The organism is Xanthomonas prunicola (genome assembly GCF_002846205.1).
In the GTDB taxonomy this organism is placed as follows: Bacteria; Pseudomonadota; Gammaproteobacteria; order Xanthomonadales; family Xanthomonadaceae; genus Xanthomonas; species Xanthomonas prunicola.
Genome location: NZ_PHKV01000016.1, coordinates 1 through 20,987, shown reverse-complemented (window position 1 = coordinate 20,987; position 20,987 = coordinate 1). Strand labels below are relative to the sequence as shown.

Here is a 20,987-nt window from a genome sequence, read left to right as displayed (position 1 = left end):
TTTGTTGATTGATGACGCCAACAGGCGGCGAGAGAGAAACGATGGACAACGAAGTGATGAGCGTGCGTGGTTACCTGGCCGAACAGGGCAAGCGTGCGCTTGCCCTGTTGCTGTGCTGCACGATCACCTGGACATCGTTTCCGGCGTGGGCGCAGGTTGCGCCAACTGCCAATCCTGGCGGGCAGACACCCGGCCAGCAGGTGGCCGCCAATGGCGTGCCGGTGGTGGACATTGTTGCGCCCAATGCGCGCGGCGTTTCGCACAACCGCTACAGCAACTTCAATGTCGGCCCGAATGGGTTGATCCTCAACAACAGCGCGCAGATCTCCAAGACCGAGCTGGGCGGGTACGTTGCCGGCAACAACAACCTGCAGCGTAGCGGTGCCGCCTCGCTGATCCTCAACGAAGTCACTTCGGCCAGCAGCCGCTTGCAGGGCTATACCGAAATTGCCGGTGCGAAAGCGCAGCTGGTCATCGCCAATCCCAACGGTATTTCCTGCGATGGCTGCGGGTTTCTCAATACCTCGCGCGTCACCCTGACCACAGGCACGCCGAACCTGGGTAGCGATGGTGCGTTGAACGGTTTCAGCGTCACCGGTGGTGCGCTGAGCATCGGCCGCAACGGTCTGGACGCTTTCAACGTGGATCGATTGGATCTGCTGTCGCGTCAGCTCAGCCTAGATGGCTCGATCTGGACCAAGGAGCTGGTCGCCGCCGCTGGTACCGGACGGGTGAATTACGACGGCATGCTGCTGGACGTGCTGCCAGGTGCCGACGGCGCCGCCCCCGCAATCGGGATCGACGTGGCGCAATTGGGTGGCATGTATGCCGAACGTATTCGCCTGATCGCCACCGAAGCCGGCGTCGGCGTGGTGAGCCGTGGCACATTGGCCGCGCAAAGTGGCGACCTGCAGATCGACAGCGCCGGGCAGGTGAGCCTGAGCGGCACCACCGTCGCACGCGATGCTGTGAATGTGCGTGCCACCGGCGCGCTGGATCAGCGTGGTGTGCTTGGCTCGCAACAAGGCGACGTACGCCTGCGTGCTGCAAGCATGATGCTTGCGGGCGACCTGGTCGCTGCCGGTGCACTGGATGCGCAAACCGGTGGTGTGGTGAACCATGTTGGCCGCAGTAGCGCGGGGTCGATCCGTTTGTTCGGTTCGCAGTTGAATGCCGATGGCAGCCTGCACACCACCGGTGCGCTGGACCTGGGCGCCGATGGACTGTTGCGCAGCGCTGGCGTGGCGTATGGCGGCGCTGGCGCGAATTTGCGCGCAGCGCAGATTGCGTTGTCCGGTACCTTGCAAAGTGGTGCAGCGATTGCGTTGAACGCCAATGCCATCGACGTACTAGGCACGCTGGATGCGGCGACTGCGCTGCAGATCAACGGCAATGGCAACGTGCGTGTGGCTGGATTGGCGCAAGCCGGGCAGGGGGCTGATGTGCGGGCGGGTGGGCGCCTGGAGCTGCAGGGGCAGCTGATCGCAGCCGACGTGCTGGCGTTGAACGCAGCGTCGATCGACATCGCACAGCGCGCTGCGGTGTCTGCAGGCAACGATCTGGACCTGCGTAGTGCCGGTGCAGTCAACAACGCGGGCAGTGCGTATGCCGGCCGCGATCTGCGGCTACAGGCTGCCAGTGTCACCACGGCGGGCAGCCTCTCTGCGGCACGCGATGCGCAGCTGGCGGTTGCCGGCGAATTGGTCAATAGCGGCACCGTTGTCGCAGGCAATGCACTGAGCGCGGACGCCGCGCAGCTGGACAGCCGCGGCGATATCGGCAGCCAGCGTGGCGACGCCACGTTACGTAGTCGCGGCAATCTGCGCCTGAGCGGCAATACCGTTGCAGGTGGCGCATTGGCAGTGGATGCCGCGAGCGGTGTCCAGGTGTCGGGCGCTGTGAATGCGGCCAGCGTCAGCCTTCATAGCGGCGGCGACGCCAGCCTTTCCGGCACGCTGCAAAGCACGCGTGGCGCGCTGACGGTTGCCGCAACAGGTGAGCTTGCAAGCGATGCCGTCGCACGTTCGGCAGGCGCGCTCGATCTGCAGGCCGATGGCGCACTGCGCCAGCACGGACAATTGCACAGCGATGGCGCGTTGCAACTGCGTGGCGGCAGTGTCGCCCATGGCGGCGTCGTTGATGCTGGCGGCGATCTGCGCATTGCCAGCGCTGGTGGGCTGGCATTGGACGGCACCATGCAGAGCGCAGGCAGTACCACCTTGCAAGCAGCCGGTGCGCTGGATAACAGTGCAAAAGTGATCGCTGCTGGTCCATTGCAGATCGATGCGGCTAGCCTGCGCAACGCGCAGGGCGCGGCGTTCTCGTCTGATGCCGATGCGCAGCTGCACATCGGTGGCACTGTTGAAAATGCTGGCAGCTTGTACGCCGCCAACGCACTGCAGATCACTGCCGATTCCCTGACTCAGAACGGAAGCGTCAGCTCCGGCAATACGCTTTTGGCAACGGTTGCCGGCATGTTCGACAATGCCGGCAATGTGGTGGCGCGCAATGGGCTACAGATCGATGCCGGCGACCTGCGCAGCAGCGGCCAGCTCGGCAGCGAAGCCGCAGGCGTCCTCTTGGGTAGCCAGGGCGATATCGCCTTGCAAGGCGTGGTGGCTGCCGCAACCAGCTTGCAGGCCACCGCCGCAGGCGATCTGCAGCAAGCTGGCTCGCTGCAGGGGCAATCGGTCGCGTTGCGAGCGGGGCGCGGCCTCACTGCGAGCGGCACGCTGCACTCTGCCTCGACTCTGGACCTACAGGCACAACGTGCATTGACCTTCGCTGCGCAAGGTCAGGCTGGCGGCGACATCAGCATGCGCGCTGCCACGCTGACGACAAGCCAGGATGCGGTCGTGCAGGGCGCCGGTGCGATCGCGCTGGACGGCACTACGATCGACAGCCGCGGCAAGCTCGATGCAGGCAGCGATCTGCGCGTGCGCAGCCTGGGCGACCTGACGCTGGCGGGCGTTGCACAGGGCAGCCGCGACGTCGCGCTGACGGCTAACGGCGCACTGACCAATGCAGCGCAGGTCTTTGCCGGGCGCACTTTGACTGCCCAGGCGCAGAGTCTTGAAAACACCGCTGCAGGCGTGTTGGCAGGCGATGGGGATGTGGCACTCACCACCGTAGCGCAGTTGAGCAATGCCGGCCGCGCGCAGGCAGCCGGCGACCTGCAGATGACGGCGGCAAGCCTCGATCAGAGTGGCAGTGCATCTGCCGGCAAGACCTTGCGCGGCACAGTCGCCGGCACGCTGGAGAATCGTGGCAACCTGATCGCCAAGGATGCGCTGCAGATCGATGCAGGCACGTTGCGCAGCAGTGGCCAATTGGGCAGCGAGCTGGCCAATGTCGCGTTGACCAGCCAGAACACAATGCAGCTGGACGGTGTGGTCGCGGCTGCGACTGCATTGCAGGCGTCGGCCGGCGGCGATCTGCAACAAGCCGGTTCGCTCAAGGCGAAATCGATCGCGTTGCAGTCCGGACAAGATCTCACTGTCAATGGCAGCCTGCAGTCCGCATCTATGCTGGATCTGCAGGCACAACGCACGCTTGCATTGAACGGTCAGGCATCCAGTGCTGCCGATGCCACGCTCAATGGCGCAACCATCACGACCGGCACTGCGGCGGTGCTGCAGAGCGGTGCGGCCATCACATTGGCAGGCAACACCATCGACAGCCGTGGCGCGCTCGATGCAGCCAATGACTTGACTCTACAGAGCGCGAACGATCTGACGCTGGGCGGCGTGGCGCAGGCCGGTCGCGACATCGCGCTGACCGCAACAGGCGTCTTTAACAACGGCGCGCAAGTGATCGCCGCGCGCGATCTCAGCGTGCAGGCCGCCAGTGCCACGAACGCGCCCGATGCAACCCTGGGTGCCAAGCGTGATCTTCGCGTGGATGTTGCAGGCGTGCTGGACAACCGCGGCAGCCTTCATGGAGAGCGCGGTCTTTCCCTCAACAGCGGTTCGCTGCTGCAGCGCGGTCGTGTTTATAGCGGCGATGCGCTTTCAATCGCTTCTACCGGTGCATTCGAAAACGCAGGCCAGTTGGTCTCCGGCAAGGATCTGAGCATCACCGCTGGCAACATCACCAGCAACGGCCAGCTGGGCTCGGTGACTGGTGCGCTGACGCTGACCAGCCAGAACGCAATCGCGTTGCAAGGCGTGGTGTCTGCCGCAACCACGTTGCAGGCCACAGCAGGTAGCGATCTCTCACAAGCCGGCTCGCTCAATGCGCAGACCGTCGCGCTACAAGCTGGCCGTGATCTCGTTGCCGCTGGCACCCTGCAATCGGCTTCCACGATGGATTTGCAAGCACAGCGCATGCTGAGCTTGAACGGGCAGGCGCAGGCCGGGACAGATGCCACCCTGCAGGGCAACAGCGTCGCAACCGGTCGCGATGCTGTGCTGAAAGGTGGTGGTGCCATCACCTTGGATGGCGCAGCGATCGACAGCCGTGGCCTGCTGGATGCCGGGACGGATCTTGCACTACGCAGCATGGGCGATCTTGCCCTTGCGGGTGTTGTGCAAGCTAATCGCGACGTCGTGTTGAGCGCCAGCGGTGCACTCGGTAACGCCAGCCAGGCCTTCGCGGGCCGTGACCTCTCGCTACAGGCAGGTTCGATCAACAACGCTGCAGCTGGCGCACTTGCGGCAGCGGGGGGCGTTACGCTGGCGACAGGTGCACTGCAGAACGCCGGCAGCCTTCAGAGCGGCGGCGATTTGCGTATCACCGCAGCCAGCATGGATCAGACTGGTACTGCCGTCGCCGGCAAGGCGTTGACCGCCACAGTCACTGGCACGCTGGATAACCGCGGCAGTCTCATCGCCAAGGATGCAATGCTGGTGGAAGCCGGCACGTTGCGTAGCAGCGGCCAGCTTGGCAGCGAAGCGTCGAGCGTGACGTTGACCAGCCAGGGCGATATGACCTTGCAGGGCGTGGTCGCAGCAGCCACCACGCTGCAAGCCACCGCAGGCGGCGATCTGCAACAGGCCGGTTCGCTCAAGGCGCAGTCCATCGCGCTACAGGCCGGACGCGATCTCACTGCAGCAGGCACGCTGCAATCTGCATCGCAGCTTGATCTGCAGGCGCAGCGCGCACTCAACTTCAATGGGCAGGCGGTGTCCGCGGCGAATGCAAACCTGCGTGGTGCGCAGATCGCGACCGGGCAAGCTGCAGTGCTGCAAAGCGGCGCCGCAATCAGCCTGGCCGGTGCAGCGATCGACAGCCGTGGCGCACTCGATGCGGCCACCGACGTCACGCTGCGCAGCACCGGCGAGCTGGCGGTTGCCGGTGTGGTGCAGGCAGACCGCAACGTGGTGCTGAGCGCAACCGGTGCGTTGACCAATGCGGCGCAGGTCGTGGCTGGCGATGGCCTGACGGTCACCGCCGCCACTGCGAGCAACACCGCCACGGGCGTGCTGCTTGCGCAAGGCGACGCCACGCTGTCCATCGCTGGCCTGCTCGACAACGCCGGCGCCGTGCGTGCTGGCAACCAACTCTCGCTGGGTGTCGGTGCGCTGCGCCAGACCGGTCAGGCCTATGGCCTACAGCGGCTTGGCGTCACTGCCAGCGGTGCAGTGGATAACCGCGGCGATCTGATCGGCGGCAACGGTTTGCGCGTGGAAGCAGGACAGCTGAGCAGCAGTGGTCAGTTGGGCAGCGAGCGGGGTGATGTGGCATTGATCAGTCGCGGCAACCTGCAGCTCGATGGCCGCTTGGCCTCGGCAGGGGTGCTCACGGCGCAGGCCGATGGCGCGCTGACGCAGAGCGGCAATCTGAGCGCAGTCAGCACGGTCGAACTGCATTCCAAAGGCGACCTGACGGTTGCCGGCCAGGTCGCGGGTCAACAACTCACGCTCGTCAGCGACGCGGTCGTACGCCAGCAGGGCAATGTCAGCGGGATAACCGTCGGTATGCAAGGCGCACGGATCGAAAACGCCGGGCAAACCACCGCAACGGGAAATTTAAGCCTGCGTGCAGGCGAGATCGGCATCACCGGTACGGTGGGTGCCGGCATCAACGCAGACGGCAGCCTGGGCAGCGGAAGCACGCTCAGTCTGCTTGCCGATCGTCAGCTCACTGCCTCCGGCACACTGCTGGCAGGCGGTAATCTCACTGCGCAGGGCAGTCAGCTGCAGTTGGCTGGCACCACCACGCGTGCCACCGGCGATGTGGCGCTGACGACTGGCGGTAACCTCGATCATCGTGGCGGCAACCTGCTCGCGGGCGGCATGCTCACCGTGCAGGCCGTCGGCGCTATCGACAATGGTCGCCTCAACAACGTCGGCGGGCAACTGCAGGCCAACCAGTTGAGCATCGACAGCGGAAGCCTGGGCAATGTCGGCGGCGGTCTGGTGCAGAGCGGCGCTGGGACGACCCGTGTCGTGATCGGGGGTGCCATCGATAACACCGCAGGCACGCTCGCCAGCAACGGTCAGGATCTGACTATCACCGCTGCCAGCATTGAAAATGCGCAGGGCCGTATCGAACATGCCGGCAACGGCATGCTGGCGGTGAACAGCCGCGCTGCATTTGGCAACAGCAGCGGACGCATTCTGACGCAGGGCCAGCTGACCCTGGGCGCCAGCGGTGCCTTGAATAATCAGAATGGTGCTATCGCTGCGGCAGGCGATGCAGGGGTGACCGCTGCCAGCCTCAATAATCTGGCCGGGTCGGTTTCGGCCCGGACATTGAACGTGCAGAGCGCCGGCGCAGTCGATAACCGTAGCGGCCTGCTGCAGGCCAGCGGTGGTGCACTGACCTTGCGTGTCGATAGCCTCAGCAATGCCGGCGGTACCGTGCAAGCGGTTGCCAATGCGGGCACCGGCGGCGGTTTGCGTGTGGAATTGAATCGCGGTTTGGACAATGGCAATGGCACCATCGGTGCCAGCACCGATGCAGTGATCACTGCAGAAAACATCAATAGCGCAGGCGGTAATCTGCAGGCCAGTCGCGACCTCAGCATCACCGCGCGCGGCCAACTGGACAACCATCAAGGTGGCAAACTGAGCGCCGGCCGTGATCTGAACGTCGCGGTCACCGGCGCTTTGCTCAATAGCGGCGCCCAGCTTGATGCTGGCAACACCTTGACCGCATCCGCTGGACGAATCGACAACACCCAAGGCAGCATCGTCAACAATGGCGGTGGCCTGACCCGCATCACCACTGGCGGTGCATTGACCAACACCAGCGGCAATCTGGGTGGGCGCGGCAGTGTGGTGATCGATGCGGCCAGCATCGCCAACAGCAGCGGCCAGCTGGTGGCAGGTGGCGACCTGATCGCCAATACCAATGCGCTGAACAACCAGGGCGGCAGCGTCTATGCCGGCGCCAACTTTCTGTTGCAGCGCGCAGGTGCCGCGCTCGACAACCAGAACGGCAAGATCAAGGCCGAGCAAGCGGTTCGCCTGAATCTGCAAAACCTCAGCAATGCCGGTGGCCAGATTGGCGCAGGCAGCGTGACCGGCGGCGCCGGCGATGTGGTCATCGACACGGTCGGTTTCGACGGGGGCGGCAGCATTCTCGCGCAGAACCTACTGGATCTGACCTTGCGCAGCGACTACACGCACCGGGCCGGCGCCGACCTGGTCAGCAATGGCAATTTCAACCTGCGCGTGGGCGGCAACCTGGTCAACGAGTCCACGCTCAAGGCCGCGCGCGCCCTCGATATCACCGCCAGCAGCATTACGAACCGCGCCGGCGCCAACATCCAATCCAACGACACCCGCCTCAACGGCGGCAACGTCATCGACAATGCCGGCAGCATTTCCGGCAATGGCGCGTTGTCGCTCGTTGCCAGCAGCGTTTACAACACGGGCAGCATCGTCGGCGGCAATGTCTCGGTAAATACCGGCACGCTGGTCAACGGTGCCGATTTCGGCGGTGCCACCGATAACGCTGCCTACGGCTCGGCATTGCTGGGCTCCACCGGCAACATGAATCTGATCGTGCGCGATCAGCTGCTCAATCGCGATGCGCGCATTTTCAGCTTGGGCAATATCGCCATTGGTGGTGCGCAGGATGGTGGTGGGACGCTAGTGTCCCGGACTGGCGTGGTGAACAACCTGTCGGGCAGTATCGAGGCAGATGGAAGAATCTCGATTGCGGCCAACCAGTTAAATAACCAACGCAGGGTTTTAACGACTACGAGTGGATCTGGAACAGGTGCCGCTCCTCCTGTTGAAATGATCAGTCGAGGGGCAATCAAAATGCCCGCAAAGGGCGAAGAACAGCAGCCTTATTATGGGCGTGCTCCAGGCGTTTATCGTTCCTATGTTGTTGAAGGTGGCGAACAGTTGGCTGCAAAAAGTGCAGAGAGCCGGATTGCTGCCGGGAGTAACGTAGCGATCTCAGGTAGTGTCAGAAATAGCACGTCGACGATTGCTGCTGGAGGCGCCTTACTCGTTAATCGACAAGGGGTCGGTGGACTTGCCGATGGCATGCTCAGCGGTCAGGAGAGGGTAGATAATCTCTCGCTCGCGCTCGGACAAACGCTGCGCTATACGGATACGCAGGTCGAAGTTCAGGGATTGCTGAGAAGCTGCGACACCAGTGGCGCTGTGTGGACAGATGTCTGTGAGTATCGTGTTACCGAGAGTGTTGTTGGCTCCGGGACAATTCAGGGAAACAGCGTTGCGTTGAATGCCAGCATGACTGGCGGCCAAGGCGTCAGCATCAACGGCGCCAATATCAGTAACGGCGCTGTTAGCATCGATGGGCGTGCTGTTAGCGGTGCTTCTCTCGCTGGCGTGAGTGCACAAACTGGGTTGAATGGTCGCGGCAGGCAGACCGCAGCAAATGTGGTTGGACAAGCTGTCGTAGGCCGTGTCGCTGGCGGTGCGGACAGCATCCGTGTTGCCACCGGCACGACCGGCAGCGCAGGCACCCAGGTCGGCGCCAACACACAGGACGCCACGCTTGCAACGTCGGGCGGCATCGTCAAGATATCGGTCGCACCGGTGATGTCCAACGACAGAGGCCTGGTGCGTATTACCGTCGATCAGACGAATGTGCAGACCACCGCTGCTGGTACCGGTGTCACCGCAGCTGCGAGCGCAACCCGCACGCGTGTCGATCCGGCCACCATTCCAGTCACCAACATTGTTGGCGGCGGGCAGACGTCGCTGACGCAGATCGATCTGCCCATCGGCGGCCTGTATCGCCTATCCACTGGCACGGCGACTGACCGCACCGCGATGGGGCGCGCAGCAACCGGCCTGGGCGGCATCAACGCCTGGCGCAGCAACGGCCCGGGCCGTCGCTACCTGATCGAAACCGATCCGCGCTTCGTCAATTACGACAACTTCATCAGCAGCGACTTCCTGCTGGACAAGCTGGGCGTGGACCCGGAGTGGACCCAGACCCGGCTGGGCGACGGCTTCTACGAGCAGCGCCTGGTGCTGGACCAGGTCACCCAGCTCACCGGCCGCCGCTACCTGGGCAACTACGCCGACGGCGTGGCGCAGTACCGCGCCTTGCTGGAATCGGGCGTGGCCGCTGCAGGCCAGCTGCAGCTGAGCATGGGCGTTGGCTTGACGGCGGCCCAGGCCGCCGCACTCACGCAGGACATCGTGTGGATGGTCGAACAGGACTACCAGGGCCAGACCGTGCTGGTGCCGGTGGTGTATCTGGCCTCCAACTCGCTGCAGTTGCGCGGCAATGGCGCCTTGATTGCCGGCGGCAACGTCGAGCTCAACGCCACCAATTCCATGAGCAACCAGGGCGTCATCGCCGGCGCCGACGTCAGCATCACGGCAGGCAACGTGCTCAACCAGGGCCGCATCAGCGGCACTGGCAGCGTGGCGCTGGAAGCGCGCAATGACCTGCTCAACCAGGGCCAGATCCAGGGCCGCGATGTCGCCCTGGTGGCAGGCAACAACCTGGTCAGCGAGGCATCCAAGGCCATCAACGGTGTCGGCATCCTGTCGGGCATCAGCGCCAGCAATACCCTGCAATTGTTTGCCGGCAACGACATGACGTTGACCGGCACCCGCGTGCAGGCTGGTGGCAGCGCCGCATTGATCGCAGGCAACAACCTCAGCCTCACGCCCAGCGCCTTGCGCAACGACAACGGCCTGCTGCGCGGTGGCGACGCGGTGTCGGTCACCACGGGCAAGGACCTGATCGTCTCTGCAGGTAACGACCTGCAGTTGCACGGCGTCACCATCAAAGCCGGCGGCAGCGCAGCCCTGCAGGCAGGCAACAACCTCTCACTGACCCCGACCACCGGCCTGGACGGCAAGGTCGCCACCCGTACCAACATCAGCACCGGCGACAGCCTGCAATTGACCGCCGGTAACGACCTGACCATCCGCCAGGCCGAGGTCAAAGCCGGTGGCGACCTGATTGCCGCAGCGGGCAACAACCTCAACGTCGCCTCCGTCCTCAACGAGACCGAGACCGACAGCTACAAGAGCCGCAGTGGCAAGACCCGCGTCACCACCACGACCACCACCCAAACCATCGACCAGCAGGCGCTCACTGCCGGCGGCAACCTGATCCTCAGCGCCGGCAACGACGTCAATCTGGTCGCGGCCAAGCTGGACGCCGGCAAGGGTCTGGGCATCAGCGCCGGCAACGACATCAATGCCAGCACGCTGACGACGGTGGACACCAGTAACACGCTGGACACGCGCAAGCGCTTCAAGCAGACCACCACGACCAGCGACGAAACCGTCCACGGCACCGAGTTCAGTGCAGGTGGCAATCTGGCGATGCAGGCCGGCAACGACATCACTCTCACCGCCGCCACCGCTGCCACCAAGGAAGGCGGCATCACCCTGGCCGCCGGCAACGACGTCAACCTGCTCGCCGCCAGCGAGCAGCACGACGCCGTGCAGGACATGACCAAGAAGAAGAAGGGCACGTTTTCCAGCAAGACCACGACCACGCATGATGAGTGGCGCGACAACGTGGCGGTTACCACCACGCTCAGTGGCGACACGGTGCAGATCGCGGCGGGTAACGATTTGCTGTCGCAAGGCGCGCAGATTGTCGGCACCGGCGACGTCACGCTTGCAGCAGGCAACAACCTGACCTTGGAAACTGCTCAGAACGCGCATAGCGAAGAGCATGACAAAGTCACCACCAAGTCCGGTCTGTTCGGAAGTGGCGGTATTGGGGTGACGCTCGGTAAGCAAAAGGTCACCACTGGCGCCGACATCGACCAGATCACGCATACCGGAACGACGGTCGGCAGCCTTGGGGGTGACGTCACCCTGGTGGCCGGCAACAAGTTGGCGATTACGGGCAGCGATGTCATGGCGTTGCAGGGCGACCTGACCGCGACCGGCAAGGACATCGCGATCACGGAGGTCTACAACGACAGTGATGCGGAACAGCGCAGCAAGTTTAGCCAAGGCGGTTTGTCGCTGACCCTGAGCTCGGCTGCGATCAGCCTGGCGCAGGCGGCAAACGACAGCTACAAGGCCAGCAAGGAGGTCAAGGGCGACAGTCGCATGGAAGCACTTGCGCTCGGATCGGCGGCCTACAGTGCATATGGGGCAGGACAGGCGCTGGGCCAAGCCGGAAGCGCATTGAGCAGTGGCAGCGCCGCCGGCGCAGCTCAGGGGGCCAATCTGAGCATTGCCATCAGCATTGGCGGCAGCAAGAGCGAGAGCAAGAGCACGCAGACGGCCAGTCTCTCACAAGGCTCCAAGCTACAGGCAGGTGGTGACGTCAACTTGATTGCAACCGGCGGTGGCGACCAAAGTAATTTGTTGATTCGTGGGAGTGACATCAAGGCGGGCAATGATCTGCTGCTGGCAGCCGATCACGATGTACTCATCGAAGCAGCCAAGAACACCGCCGAGCAAAAAAGTACCAGTAAGAGCAGCAGCGCGTCGCTGGGTGTCGGCATCACTTACGGCCCGGATGGTGCCGCATTTGGCGTGATGATCAGCGCAGCTGGATCACGCGGCAAGGCCAATGGCGAGGACGTGACCTACAGCAATAGTCATCTGGCTGCGGGCAACACGGCCACGGTCATCAGTGGCAATGACACCACGCTCAAGGGCGCGCAGCTGTCGGCGGACAAGGTGATCGCCGATGTCGGTGGCAATCTGAGCATCGAGAGCCTGCAGGACACCAGCACGTACGACAGCAAGGACAAGAGTGTTGGCGCGAGTGTGACCTTTGGCGCAGGGTTCAGTGCCAGCGCCAGCTATAGCAGTAACAAGGTCAGTGGCGACTTTGCCAGCGTGACCGAACAGAGCGGTATCCAGGCCGGCGACGGCGGCTTCAACATCCGTGTCGGCGGCAATACCAATCTGAAAGGCGCGATGATCGCCAGCACCCAGGCGGCGGTGGATGCCGGCGTCAACCGCCTGCAGACCGGCACGCTGACCTATAGCGATATTGAAAACACTAGCAGTTACGACGCCAAAGGGTTCAGTCTATCGGGCGGATATAGCAAGGGAACAGGCGACAAGAAGCAGCAAGGAGAAACTGGTCAGGTCCAGCCGACAGTCAACAACGGTGCAAACTGGTCGTGGCAGAACTTCCAGACTGGAAGCACCGGTACAGCGGCTGGCATCGGGAGCAAGAGTGGCGATGCGACATCGACCACCACCAGCGGGATCAGTGGTGGCAGCTTGCTCATCACCGACGAGGCTGGGCAACTCGCCAAGTCTGGTAAGACCGCTGCAGATGCATTGGCGGGTCTTAAGCGCGATGTGATCAGCGGCGATGACGCAGGTGGCTTGACCAAGCAATGGGATGGTCAGGCACTGCGTGACCAAGTTGCCGCGCAAGCGCAGATCACCGCCACCGCAGGGCAGCAGGCAACGAAGTTTGTTGGCGATTACGCACAGGGAAAAGTTGACAAGGCGGCCGAGCTCTATGCGGAAGCAGATGCAACCGGTGACGACAGCAAACGGGCCGAAGCTGATCAGTTGATGAAGGATTGGGGCAATGGCGGCACGTTGCGTGTGCTGTCACATGCGGTTGTGGGTGGTCTGACAGGTGGCACAGAAGGAGCGCTAGGCGCAGCGGCAGGCACCGTGGCGGCACCGTACCTGGCAGAAGCGTTGGAGAAAGCCGGAATCAATAAAGCGGTGGCTGCCACGTTGACAGGGTTGTCAGCGAGCGCGCTAGGCGCTGCGGCCGGTGGTGCTGCAGGCGGTGCCGCAGCCTTGAATGAGGTGTCCAACAATTACCTCGGCCATCAAGAGCGGATGGAATATGCCACGGCCCTGATCGCTTGTTCCAAGTCTGGCACCCAGTGTGAGCGCGCCGAGCAACTGAAGGCGCTGTCGGAAGAACGCAATCTCGCGTTGCGCGGTGCGTGTAGCGATCCAGCCAGCGGCGGATGCGCGGAGCAAAAACAGCTGGCCGCTGCAGCCGTGCAAGATCAGCTCGATCACGCTGGGGAATACACCGCTTGGCTTGCGGGTCACGTGCCTGAGTTGGTTGGCCTGTTCAACTCCGACAAGGACGGTTCACTGACCAAGGACTTCGTCACCCATGTGACGACTGCAGATCTTGGCCACAAGCTTGCGTGTGCGATGGCAGGTGATTGCAGCAACCAAGCGCTGGCTTCGGCAGCATGGAACGGTAGCATTCCGCTATCAGTTGCAACCGCTGATTCTGCGCTGCGCGCGGCGCTGGGTATGGGAGCAGGTACGGTCGGTGCTACCGGCCGGGTTTGGGAAATGGTTACCGGTGTGGCAGAGCTGGCCAACGGTATGAGTCCTGCAGGCCAGGTCGGAAAATCGATTGATCAACTAGCCTACCTGTGGGGGAATGGTTACGCAGCTACTGCCGAGAAGAACTTTAACGACGCAAAGGGCGCGTTAAATGCAATAAAAACTGGTATCAGCGGCTATGCAGAGGATCTTGTATTTGCGGCCTACACGAACACGCACGGTTCTTGGGATATCTATGACATAGCCAAGGCGGGTGCAATCGGCGGCAAGGTCAGCGTTGACGTTCTCTCGCTCGTTGTTCCAGAGCTATATGCAGGGAAGGGTGGTGTCGCTGCAAAGGCTGCAACGGAAGTAGGTATGGCGTTTAAGGCTGATGATGTAATTGAATATATTAACCAATTAAAGCCTGCTGCTAGCGCGGAAATACCTAAGGGATATAGCCGGATCAATTCGGCTGGCGCAATGGCAAATGAAACAGGCGGCTTGCCGCAAGGCTATAGGCGGTTATTGAATTCTGATGGTGACGTGGTTGTTCAGTCGCCAAATGGATCAATAATTTCGTCTGATCAGGTCATTGATGAAATTGGTGGCGTTTTTTCAGACCTGGAAAAATTCAGGACTGAATTGGGTTTGCCCGAATCTGGTACGGCCGCGGATAGATCAACTATTGCAAAGATTAATGTGGATGGCAAGGAAATTTATGGTATAAATGCGCATGGCCAGCCTACTTCTGGAGTAAACAATATATCGAAAAGTCATGCGGAAATCGATGTTTTGAATCAACTAAAAAACAGTGGTGGAGATTTTAGTGGTAAGAGTTTGACTATGTATGTGGATAGGCAGCCATGTAAGGCTTGCGGACAAAACGGTGGGATACGTACTATGGTTCGTCAGTTGGGTTTAAAGGAATTGACAGTTATTGGCCCTGATGGTCCTTTATTGATTAGGCCTTAATATGAAATTTTATCTTGACAATCGAGTTGGAGCTCATAATGTGGACGATGAGTTCTATGGTTTGGATCAAAGTGGTGTGGTTAATTTGCTTGGGAAATTGAATGGTGAACGGCATACGCTGCTTTGTGTGAAGAGAGAGGATGGTTGGGTGCTCTTTATTGGTGGCGGAAGTGAGAAATTCTTGGTCAATAAAGTTTCTCCGGAAGATATTAGCTATGAAGTGAAGTCAGATATGCCAGGTGGCAATATTGAACTTTGTGTTGGTGGGCAATATGGAGAGTACGAATCCTCTTCTTTAGCGAGTTATGATTTGGCAAGGATGGCTCTTTTGGATTTTTGTGAATTTTCTTCTCTAGAGAAATATACGTGGTCTGTTGTTGAGTAGTAAGGTGGAACCTCGAACCTGAAAAAAATCAGGGGCGGAGGCTGAGGTTTTCCCAGCTATAGCTCTTTCCAATCAATGATTTGTGCAACATCCGGGACGGAGGTAATTAAGGGGGCGGCCCTGACCGCCAGCATGACCAGCAGTCAAGGCGCAGCATTAGCGGCAGCGCGCTTAACAGCATCGGCGCATAGGGCGGCCTGCCCATTGGCGGGCTGTATCGCCTATCCGGCGGCACCGGTACCGATCTCACCGCAATGGGCCGTGCCGCCAACGGGCTGGGCGGCATTAATGCCTGGCGCAGCAATGGCCCGGGCCGTCGTTACCTGATCGAGACCGACCCGCGCTTCGTCAACTACGACAACTTCATCAGCAGCGACTTCCTGCTCGACAAGCTGGGTGTGGACCCGGAGTGGGCCCAGACCCGGCTGGGCGATGGCTTCTACGAGCAGCGCCTGGTGCTGGACCAGATCACCCAGCTCACCGGCCGCCGCTATCTGGGCAACTATGCCGATGGCGTGGCGCAGTACCGCGCCTTGCTGGAGTCGGGCGTGGCCGCCGCAGGTCAGCTGCAGCTGAGCATGGGCGTGGGCCTCACCGCCGCACAAGCGGCCGCGCTGACGCAGGACATCGTGTGGATGGTGGAGCAGGACTACCAAGGCCAGAAGGTGCTGGTACCCGTCGTGTATCTGGCCTCCAACTCGCTGCAGCTGCGTGGCAATGGCGCCTTGATCGCCGGCGGCAACGTCCAGCTCAACGCCACCAATTCCATGAGCAACCAGGGCGTCATCGCAGGCGCCGATGTCAGCATCACCGCAGGCAACCTGCTCAACCAGGGCCAGATCCAGGGCCGCGACGTTGCACTGGTGGCCGGCAACAATCTGGTCAGCGAAGCATCCAAGGCCATCAACGGCGTCGGCATTCTGTCCTGCATCACCGCCAGGAACACCCTGCGACTATTCGCCGGCAATGACATGACGCTGAACGGTACCCGCGTGCAGGCCGATGGCAGCGCAGTGTTGATTGCGGGCAAAAACCTCCAAGGACCGAACGCTGACCAAGGACTTCGTCCCACATGTGACGACTGCGGATCTTGGCCACAAGCTTGCGTGTGCGATGGCAGGTGATTGCAGCAACCAAGCGCTGGCTTCGGCAGCATGGAACGGTAGCATTCCGCTATCGGTTGCAACCGCTGATTCTGCGCTGCGCGCGGCGCTGGGTATGGGAGCAGGTACGGTCGGTGCTACCGGCCGGGTTTGGGAAATGGTTACCGGTGTGGCAGAGCTGGCCAACGGTATGAGTCCTGCAGGCCAGGTCGGAAAATCGATTGATCAACTAGCCTACATGTGGGGGAATGGTTACGCAGCTACTGCCGAGAAGAACTTTAACGACGCAAAGAGCGCGTTAAATGCAATAAAAACTGGTATCAGCGGCTATGCAGAGGATCTTGCATTTGCGGCCTACACGAACACGCACGGTTCTTGGGATATCTATGACATAGCCAAGGCGGGTGCAATTGGTGGCAAGGTCAGCGTTGACGTATTCTCACTCGTTGCTCCAGAACTCTATGTGGGGAAGGGTGGTGTCGCTGCAAAGGCAGCCACAAGCATGGGTGATGCGTTTAAGGCCGATAATGTAATTGATTATATAAATTCACTTCGGCCCGGGAAAATTCCGGCAGCCGGGGCGCGTGGACCCATAGCCAACCCGACAGCCGCACAGGCGGCGACGGCTGAGAAATTGAAGGTTGACCCTAGATGGGTTAAACCGGACGGGAGTCCAGACTGGCCTACAAAAGAAAATAATGGTTTTGCTGACGGATTTGATGCGGCACCAAAAGTTATTGAACTTGGGTCGGGAAAAACTTTTGATAGGTTTGGGGGTCGATTTGATGAGAATGGCAGTTTTACCGATCGTGGAAACTTTGTTGCGCCGCCGGATGTGCCGTTTGATCAGCGCGCCTTGCCAAGCTCAAGCATGGAGTAGCCGCGGAAGAAGTATGTGGTTATAAAACCTATTCCTAAAGTAGAATCGGTTAACGCATCTCCGTGGTTCGGGAAGCCGGGCGGAGGAGTCCAGCATAAACTGCCCATGAGCATCGATGAATTGAAGTCAAATGGGTTTATTAAGGAAATTGAATAGATTGAAGGTGATTTAAATGAAAATTGATGAAATATCCTATTTTTTCTTTAGATATGCTGAGGCACAAGGGAGGCCTTACAAGGCTCTTCCTATGGGGACTGATGTCGAGGAATTTGGTGCTCCATACATAGAAGTTAATGAATCTGGAGTTTTAGCAATTGTCGCAAAGGATCGTGGCAATGAATGTCTAAGGAAAGAAACAAATTCTCCTGAAATTCTAGCGAAGTGGATTTATGAAATTTATAGCAAATAAATTTGTTGAAAATAAATAGCCGGGAAGAGTAAAATGGTGGAAAATTAAATATTTTTGAAATCTGCGACTGATAGTCGGCACCAGCTTCAAGGGTAAGGGCCGCGTTGTAACCGAACTGGGCGGCATCAGCGCCTGGAGCAGCAACGGCCCCTGCCGTCGTTACCTGATCGAGACCGACCCGCGCTTCGTCAACTACGACAACTTCATCAGCAGCGACTTCCTGCTGGACAAGCTGGGTGTTGATCCAGAGTGGACCCAGACCCGCCTGGGCGATGGCTTCTACGAGCAGCGCCTGGTGCTGGACCAGATCACCCAGCTCACCGGCCGCCGCTATCTGGGCAACTATGCCGATGGCGTGGCGCAGTACCGCGCCTTGCTGGAGTCGGGCGTGGCCGCCGCAGGTCAGCTGCAGCTGAGCATGGGCGTGGGCCTCACCGCCGCACAAGCGGCCGCGCTGACGCAAGACATCGTCTGGATGGTCGAACAGGACTACCAGGGCCAGAAGGTGCTGGTGCCGGTGGTGTATCTGGCCTCCAACTCGCTGCAGCTGCGTGGCAATGGCGCCTTGATTGCAGGCGGCAACGTCGAGCTCAACGCCACCAATTCCATGAGCAACCAGGGCGTCATCGCCGGTGCCGACGTCAGCGTCACCGCCGGTAACCTGCTCAACCAGGGCCGCATCAGTGGCACCGGCAGCGTTGCCCTGGAAACGCGCAATGACCTTCTCAATCAGGGCCAGATCCAGGGCCGCGACGTTGCACTGGTAGCTGGCAACAATCTGGTCAGCGAAGCATCCAAGGCCATCAACGGCGTCGGCATTCTGTCCGGCATCAGCGCCAGCAACACCCTGCAACTATTCGCCGGCAACGACATGACGTTGACCGGTACCCGCGTGCAGGCCGATAGCAGTGCGGCGTTGATCGCAGGCAACAACCTCAGCCTCACGCCCAGCGCCTTGCGCGACGGCAACGGCCTGCTACGCGGTGGCGATGCGGTGTCGGTGACCACTGGCAAGGATTTGGTGATGTCTGCAGGCAACGACCTGCAACTGCATGGCGTGACCATCAACGCCGGCGGCAGTGCCGCACTGCAGGCAGGCAACAACCTTTCGCTGACCCCAACCACCGGCCTGGACGGCAAGGTCGCCACCCGTACCAACATCAGCACCGGCGACAGCCTGCAACTGACCGCCGGCAACGACCTGACCATCCGTCAGGCCGACGTCAAGGCCGGCGGCGATCTGATTGCCGCAGCAGGCAACAACCTCAACGTCGAATCCGTCCTCAACGAGACCGAAACCAACAGCTACAAGAGCCGCAACGGCAAGGCCCGCGTCACCACCACCACGACCACCCAGAGCATCGACCAGCAGGCGCTCACTGCCGGCGGCAACTTGATCCTCAGCGCCGGCAACGACGTCAATCTGGTCGCGGCCAAGCTGGACGCCGGCAGGGGCTTGGGGCTAAGCGCCGGCAATGACATCAATGCCAGCACGCTGACCACGGTGGACACCAGCAACACGTTGGAAACGCGCAAGCGCTTCAAGCAGACCATCGCGACCAGCGACGAAACCGTCTACGGCACCGAGTTCAACGCTGGCGGCGACCTGGCGATGCAGGCCGGCAACGACATCACCCTCACCGCCGCATCGGCAGCCACCAAGGAAGGCGGCATCACCCTGGCCGCCGGCAACGACGTCAATCTGCTCGCCGCCAGCGAGCAGCACGACGCCGTGCAGGACATGACCAAGAAGAAGGGCACGTTCTCCAGCAAGACGACGACCACGCATGATGAGTGGCAGGACAACGTAGCAGTCACCACCACGCTCAGTGGTGACACGGTGCAGATTGCGGCGGGTAACGATCTGCTATCGCAAGGCGCGCAGGTCGCCAGCACCGGCGATGTGGTATTGGCCGCAGGCAACAACATCACGCTGGACACGGTGCAGAACACGCACAGCGAGGAACACGAAAAGACTGTCAAGAAGTCGGGTCTCTACGGCGGCGGTGGATTCAGCGTCGCTTTGGGCGTGACCAAGAAGACCGATGGATTGGACGTTACCGAGGTCACCAATACCGGCAGCCTGGTCGGCAGCACCGATGGCGCGGTGACGATGACCGCCGGCAACAAGGTGGCCATCGCCGGCAGCGATGTGCTGAGCGCCACCAGCACCACCATCGTGGGCAAGGAGGTCACGATTGCGGCTGCGGAAAACACTGTGGACACGGTGCAGACGTCCAAGCAGCAGAGTGCGGGTCTGACGCTGGGGCTGACCGGTGCAGCGGTCGAGGCAGCCCAAGCGGCGTATATGGCGACCAAACGCGGATCGGAAGTAGAGGACGACCGCCTCAAGGCGCTCTATGCGGCCAAGACGGCATATGCCGTCAGCGATGCGGTAAGTGCTTACCAGGCACCGCCGACCAGCGGCGGCCAGGATGCCGTCAGCTTGAAGATCGCCCTTGGTGCCAGCAGCGCGTCGAGCAAGACGACCACGCACGACGAAACGACTGGCGGCAGCCGCATCCTCAGCGACGGCAACGTGACCATCGCCGCCACGGGCGGCGACCTAAACGTGATTGGTAGTGAGATCAGCGGCCATAACGTGGCACTGGCTGCGGCCAACAATCTCAACCTGCTCAGCAACAAGGAAACCAATACCAGTAAGTCGGAGAACAAGAACGGCGGCGGCGAGANCACCAAGAAGACCGACGGCCTGGACGTCACCGAGGTCACCAACAGCGGCAGCCTGGTCGGCAGCACCGAGGGCTCGGTGACGATGACTGCAGGTAACAAGGTCGCCATCACTGGTAGCGATGTGTTGAGCGCGACGAGTACCACCATCGTCGGCAAGGAAGTCACGATCGCTGCAGCGGAAAACACCGTGGATACGGTGCAGACGTCGAAGCAGCAGAGTGCGGGTCTTACGCTGGGGCTGACCGGTGCAGCGGTCGAGGCAGCCCAAGCGGCGTATATGGCGACCAAACGCGGGTCTGAAGTAGAGGACGACCGCCTCAAGGCGCTCTATGCGGCCAAGACGGCATATGCCGTCAGCGATGCGGTAAGTGCTTACCAGGCACCGCCGACCAGCGGCGGCCAGGATGCCGTCAGCTTGAAGATCGCCCTTGGTGCCAGCAGCGCGTCGAGCAAGACGACCACGCACGACGAAACGACTGGCGGCAGCCGCATCCTCAGCGACGGCAACGTGACCATCGCCGCCACCGACGGCGACCTCAATGTGATCGGAAGCCAGATCAACGGCCAGAACGTGACGTTGGCGGCGGCCAACAATCTCAACCTGCTCAGCAACAAGGAAACCAATACCAGTAAGTCGGAGAACAAGAACGGCGGCGGCGAGATCGGTGTGAGCGTCGGCACCACCACAGGCTTCTATGTGAGTGCCTACGCCGGCAAGGGCAGTGCCAAGGGCAACAGCGAGTTGCACACCGAAAGCGTGGTGACGGCCAAGGACACGCTGACCCTGGTCAGCGGCAACGACACCACGATCAAGGGCGCACAGGCGATCGGCGACACCGTGCTGGCCAAGATCGGCGGCGACTTGCTGATCCAGAGCGAACAGGACACCGAAGACTACAAGAGCAAGCAGCAG

Annotated in this window: 5 protein-coding genes and 3 pseudogenes; all 8 read left to right on the top strand. The window is 61.2% G+C overall.

The window, feature by feature from the left end:
• Window positions 1-41: 41 nt before the first annotated feature.
• Window positions 42-14,537 (top strand): annotated as a pseudogene (locus XpruCFBP8353_RS21715) (hemagglutinin repeat-containing protein); the annotation flags it as partial.
• A 67-nt stretch (window positions 14,538-14,604) separates the two neighbouring features.
• Window positions 14,605-14,988 (top strand): hypothetical protein, encoded by a 384-nt coding sequence (locus tag XpruCFBP8353_RS23585; RefSeq protein WP_133125693.1) that lies wholly within the window; start codon window positions 14,605-14,607, stop codon window positions 14,986-14,988.
• 197 nt (window positions 14,989-15,185) lie between these two features.
• Window positions 15,186-16,112, top strand: a complete 927-nt coding sequence (locus tag XpruCFBP8353_RS21710; protein ID WP_407071322.1) for a hypothetical protein — start codon at window positions 15,186-15,188, stop codon at window positions 16,110-16,112.
• Complete coding sequence (locus XpruCFBP8353_RS24415) at window positions 16,102-16,971, top strand: TNT domain-containing protein (RefSeq protein WP_243391188.1); 870 nt, start codon at window positions 16,102-16,104, stop codon at window positions 16,969-16,971. Before XpruCFBP8353_RS21710 ends, XpruCFBP8353_RS24415 begins: the two co-directional genes overlap by 11 nt.
• Before the next feature lie 15 nt (window positions 16,972-16,986).
• The gene (locus tag XpruCFBP8353_RS24410) at window positions 16,987-17,127 is read left to right on the top strand and encodes a glycohydrolase toxin TNT-related protein (RefSeq protein ID WP_243391187.1); all 141 of its coding nucleotides are present in this window, start codon (window positions 16,987-16,989) and stop codon (window positions 17,125-17,127) included.
• 16 nt (window positions 17,128-17,143) lie between these two features.
• A complete protein-coding gene (locus XpruCFBP8353_RS21700) occupies window positions 17,144-17,380 on the top strand; it encodes a hypothetical protein (RefSeq protein WP_101365079.1) in 237 nt (78 codons plus the stop codon).
• 205 nt (window positions 17,381-17,585) lie between these two features.
• Window positions 17,586-20,073: pseudogene (locus XpruCFBP8353_RS21695) on the top strand (hemagglutinin repeat-containing protein); the annotation flags it as partial.
• Window positions 20,074-20,483: 410 nt separating this feature from the next.
• A pseudogene (locus XpruCFBP8353_RS24715) lies at window positions 20,484-20,987 on the top strand (hemagglutinin repeat-containing protein); the annotation flags it as partial.